This is a genomic window from Streptomyces sp. S6, from assembly GCF_054880855.1.
In genome coordinates, this window is the sequence record NZ_JBTYMC010000408.1 from 1 (window position 1) to 4,944 (window position 4,944).

At 73.4% G+C, this 4,944-nt stretch carries 6 protein-coding genes; 4 read left to right on the forward strand and 2 right to left on the reverse strand.

The features are described from left to right. The 4 genes from ACVNF4_RS32420 to ACVNF4_RS32435 all read left to right on the forward strand — a co-directional run. Positions 1-261: hypothetical protein (locus tag ACVNF4_RS32420; protein WP_461806455.1), on the forward strand; the 261-nt coding region annotated here is incomplete at its 5' end. Further along, a complete protein-coding gene (locus ACVNF4_RS32425; RefSeq protein WP_461806456.1) occupies positions 258-698 on the forward strand; it encodes a roadblock/LC7 domain-containing protein in 441 nt (146 codons plus the stop codon). The genes ACVNF4_RS32420 and ACVNF4_RS32425, both read left to right, overlap by 4 nt. Before the next feature lies 1 nt (position 699). Next, positions 700-1,095: a DUF742 domain-containing protein gene (locus tag ACVNF4_RS32430; protein ID WP_461806457.1), complete on the forward strand. Its 396-nt coding sequence runs from the start codon at positions 700-702 to the stop codon at positions 1,093-1,095. A gap of 356 nt (positions 1,096-1,451) precedes the next feature. Next, positions 1,452-2,057, forward strand: coding sequence for a GTP-binding protein (locus ACVNF4_RS32435; protein WP_461806458.1), 606 nt, complete (start codon positions 1,452-1,454; stop codon positions 2,055-2,057). Positions 2,058-2,129: 72 nt separating this feature from the next. Here ACVNF4_RS32435 and glpK read toward each other — a convergent pair whose 3' ends face one another. Both glpK and ACVNF4_RS32445 read right to left on the reverse strand, forming a co-directional pair. After that, entirely contained in the window at positions 2,130-3,761 is a 1,632-nt protein-coding gene (gene glpK, locus ACVNF4_RS32440; RefSeq protein WP_461806459.1) for a glycerol kinase GlpK, read from the reverse strand. Between the two features lie 291 nt (positions 3,762-4,052). Beyond that, positions 4,053-4,944 (reverse strand): GGDEF domain-containing protein (locus ACVNF4_RS32445; protein ID WP_461806460.1); only part of this gene is annotated, 892 nt, incomplete at its 5' end.

Consider the following 4,944-nt stretch of genomic DNA (forward strand, 5'->3'; position numbering starts at 1 on the left):
CTCGGCGAGGCCGTCCCCGCCGCCCCCGGCACGGGCCCGCTCCCGCGCCGCGTCCGCCAGGCCAACCTGGCCCCACAGCTCCGCCAGGGACCGTCGCAGCGCGCAGAGGAACGGACCGACCTCGCCGACCGCGACGCCGACCAGGTACGCAACCGCATGGCCTCGCTCCAGCGCGGCTGGCAGCGCGGGCGCGAGGAGAACGCCGAGGGCGACGACGCCTACGGCACAGCACCACGAGGAACTAAGGGGGACGGTCGATGACCGCACCGAAGACGCCCGGCCACACGCCCGAGCAGCGCGAGCTGAACTGGCTCCTCGACGAGCTCGTCGGCCGCGTCGCCAGCATCCGCAAGGCCGTCGTGCTCTCCGGGGACGGCCTGCCCACCGGGGTCTCGCAGGACCTCACCCGGGAGGACAGCGAGCACCTCGCCGCCGTCGCCTCCGGCTTCCACAGCCTGGCCAAGGGCGTCGGCCGCCACTTCGACGCGGGCAGCGTCCGCCAGACCCTGGTCGAGCTGGACGACGCCTTCCTGTTCGTCACCGCCGCCGGCGACGGCAGCTGCCTCGCCGTCCTCGCGGACGCCGACTCGGACGTCGGCCAGGTCGCGTACGAGATGACCCTGCTGGTCAAGCGCGTCGGCGTGCACCTGGGGACCGCGCCGCGCACCGACCTGCCGGCCGGCGGGCCAGTGGGATGACATGAGCACAGACGGTCAGGGAACTCACCACTGGTTCGACGACGAGGCGGGTCCGGTCGTCCGTCCGTACGCCATGACGCGCGGACGCACCTCCAGCCCGGGGCAGCACCGCCTCGACCTCATCGCCGTGGTCGTCGCCGAACCCGGCGCGGGCGACCCTGAGGACGACCACACGCTCTCCCCGGAGCACGTGGACATCGTGGCACTGTGCCGCACGGCACCGCAGTCGGTCGCCGAACTCGCGGCGGAACTCGACCTGCCCGTGGGCGTGGTCCGGGTGCTCGTCGGGGACCTCGTGGACAAGAAGTTCGTCCACGTGAATCGTCCGGTGCCCCCCGCGGAGCTTCCGGACGAGAGTATTCTGCGCGATGTGATCAACGGCCTCCGTGCGCTGTGAACAGTGCGGGAACGACGGGGTGAGCGCGTGAGCAGGCAGCCGTGGAAGGACCGCCGGACCACCGGGTCCGCCCGTCCCGCACCACGCGGCCCGCACGCCTCGCCACCGCCCCGCGAGCCGCTGTCGGAGAACCCCCCGAGGTCCTCCGGCACGGCCCCCACTTCTCCTCGGCTCCTGTACGGTTCCGGAACCGCCCACCCGCGCGCGTGCGTCGTACAGACGCGGCGCAGGCCGGCCTGCGGCCCGTTCGCACCCCCCTTCGGCACCGTCGTCGGACCCGGCGGCAGCCACAGACCCGGCGGCGCGGACCAGGACCGTCCGCCTCCCCCCAACCCAGCAAGCAGGAGAAGTGAACGATGATCTTCGGGCGTTCTGAGCGCGGGAAGCCGCCGGTCGAGCCCGTCACGCTCAAGATCCTGGTCGCCGGCGGCTTCGGCGTCGGCAAGACCACCCTCGTCGGCGCGGTCAGCGAGATCAGGCCGCTGCGCACCGAGGAGATCCTCACCGAGGCGGGCCGCCCGGTCGACGACACCACCGGGGTGGAGAGCAAGAACACCACCACCGTCGCCATGGACTTCGGGCGCATCACCCTGCGCGAGGACCTCACCCTGTACCTGTTCGGGACGCCCGGACAGGAGCGGTTCTGGTTCATGTGGGACGAGCTGACCGAGGGCGCCCTCGGCGCCGTCGTCCTCGCCGACACCCGCCGCCTGGAGGACTGCTTCGCCGCTGTCGACTACTTCGAACGGCGCTCCATACCGTTCATCATCGGCGTCAACTGCTTCGAGGGGGCGGCCCGTTACCCGGTCGACGCGGTCCGTCAGGCGCTCGACCTGGACGACGGGATCCCGGTCCTCCTGTGCGACGCGCGCGACCGGCGCTCCGTCAAGGACATCCTCGTCGGCGTCGTCCAGCACGCCATGGACTTCGGCACGCGCCGCCGCCACACCGTCGGCACCTGAACCGGCGCCCGCGCGCGGGAGCGGCCCGTACCCCCGCCGACCGGGGTACGGGCCGCGGCTCGTGAGCCGGCGTCAGTCCAGCCAGCCCAGGCTTTTGTCCACCGCGCGCAGCCAGTTGGCGTGTTCGCGCTCCCGGACCGATGCCCGCATGGACGGCGTCCACCGCGCGTCCTCGCGCCAGTGCGCCCGCAGTTCGTCGAGGCCGTCCCAGAAGCCGGCGGCGAGCCCGGCCGCGTACGCCGCCCCCAGGCACGTCGTCTCGGCGACCCGGGGCCGGATCACCGGGACGTCCAGGACGTCCGCCTGGTGCTGCATCAGCAGGCCGTTGCGGGTCATCCCGCCGTCCACCTTCAACGACGTGAGCCGCACCCCTGAGTCCCGGTGCATGGCGTCCACGACCTCACGCGTCTGCCAGCTCGTCGCCTCCAGCACCGCGCGCGCGAGGTGGGCCTTCGTGACGTACCGGGTGAGCCCGGTGACGACCCCGCGCGCGTCCGCGCGCCAGTACGGCGCGAACAGCCCCGAGAAGGCGGGGACGACGTAGGCGCCCCCGTTGTCCTCGACGCTCGCGGCGAGGGGCTCGATCTCGTCGGCGCTGCCGATGATGCCGAGCTGGTCGCGGAACCATTGGACGAGCGCGCCCGTTATGGCGATCGAGCCCTCCAGGCAGTAGACGGGCGCCTCGTCGCCGATTTTGTAACCGAGTGTCGTCAGCAGCCCGTGCTTCGACGGCACCGGCCGGCCGCCGGTGTTGAGCAGCAGGAAGCTCCCGGTGCCGTAGGTGTTCTTCGCGTCGCCCGGGTCGTAGCAGGCCTGTCCGAAGACGGCCGCGTGCTGGTCGCCGAGCGCGGCGGCGACCGGGACGCCCGCGAGGGGGCCCACGGCGGTGCCGTACACCTCGGCCGAGGAGCGGATCTCCGGGAGTACGGCTTCGGGGACATCCATCGCGGCCAGGACCGCCGGGTCCCACCGGAGGGTCTCCAGGTTCATCAGCATGGTCCGGCCGGCGTTGGTGACGTCGGTGACGTGCCGGCCGCCGTCCACGCCTCCGGTGAGGTTCCAGATCAGCCAGGAGTCGATCGTCCCGAAGGCGATCTCGCCGCGTTCCGCGCGGGCGCGCAGTCCCGGGACGTGCTCCAGCAGCCAGGCGACCTTGGGACCCGAGAAGTAGCTCGCCAGGGGCAGCCCGGTCCGGTCGCGGAAGCGGTCCTGGCCGTCCGCGCCGCCGAGTTCGGCGCACAGGTCCGCGGTGCGGGTGTCCTGCCACACGATCGCGTTGTGCACGGGGCGACCCGTCAGGCGGTCCCACAGGACGGTCGTCTCGCGCTGGTTGGTGATCCCCAGAGCCGCGATCCGGTCGGCGCCGAGACCCGCCCCGGCGAGTGCTCCGGCCACCACCGCCTGTGTCCTCGCCCAGATCTCCGCCGCGTCGTGCTCCACCCAGCCGGGCTTCGGGAAGATCTGCCGGTGCTCGCGCTGGTCGACGGCGACGATCTCGCCGTCGTGGTCGAAGAGGATGCAGCGGGTGGAGGTGGTGCCCTGGTCGACGGCGGCGATGTAGCGGGCGGCGGGGTTCGTCACGACCGAGGAGTGCGGTGTGATGATCGGATGTGACGCCGGGTCACGAATGTTCCTGGCGTCCGGAAATTCCTCCGGCGCAGCTCCGGCGGCAACCTCGCCGCCGACCGTCTCCCCGCTGTTCATGGCGTCTCCCGGGCCCCGCCGGGACGAGCGGTCCCGGTGCTCCGTGCGTGGCCGCGCCGCGACAGGGGTCCCGCTCCCCGCCCGACGCCTGTGACGAGCGTGCCGTCGCCGCCGCTGCGGCATGCCGGGATGCGCCGAGAATGTACGGCGTTGTCGGCCGACACCGGGAAGTTTTCACCGCCCCTGAAGGACCGTCAAGAAGGCCGGCAGCGCCGGATACAGCGGCACTCCGTCCGTCAACGGCCGCACCGGGAGCCCGACTTCGCCCCGCACCTGCCCTGCGGGGCCCTCTCACCCCACCCCGCGCTCCACCCCCACCGGCGCCGTCCCCCTTCGCACCGCGTACCCCGGAAACCCGGCCTGCCCGACGACCCAGCTGGCCCCGTGGAGGGCCTTGGCGGCCTTCTTGAGGGGTGCGAGGCGGGCGGCGGTGTCCCGGTGGTCGGCGACGCTGCCGGGGGCGCACAGGACCGTGGAGAGCGACAGGGTGACCGGCCGGCCGGCCGCCGACCAGGGGGCGTCCAGGACGGACAGGGCGAGCGGGTCGAGACCCTCGGGGTCGGTGAGGACGAGGAAGTCGTCGCCGCCGATGTGCCCCACGCGCGTGGCGTCCGTCGCCGCCCGCTGGAGGGCCCGCCCGACCGCCCGGATCAGCTCGTCGCCGGCCGCGAACCCGGCCCCGTCGTTGACCTGTTTGAAGTGGTCGATGTCCAGCCAGCTCAGCGCGAACCCCCGCCCGGCGGCGATCCGCCGGTCGACCTCCCCGGTGATCGCGTCCGAACCCGGCAGCCGGGTCAGCGGATTGAGCCCGGCGGCCTCCTCGACCCGCGTCTCGGCCAGCGCCCGCAGCAGATCCGCGAGCCGTACGACGCCCACACAGCGCCCCGCGCGGTCGACGACGGCGACGTCGTCCGAGGCCCGGTCCGTGCCGCCGACCGCGACGACGTCCAGCACCTCCCACGCGGTGGCGTCGACACCGACCGTGCGCGGCGGATCACCCAGCTTCGCGGCGGGCCGGTCCGCGTACAGGGCGTGCCCGTACCGGCCGGACATGGTCAGCAGGAACCGCGACCGGTGCACCGACCGCACCGGCGTCCCCGCCCGGTCCACGAGCAGCACCCCGGACACCTCCGGCGACCCGGTCAGCAGCGCCCGCACCTGCCCGGCCGACGCGGTCGCCGGC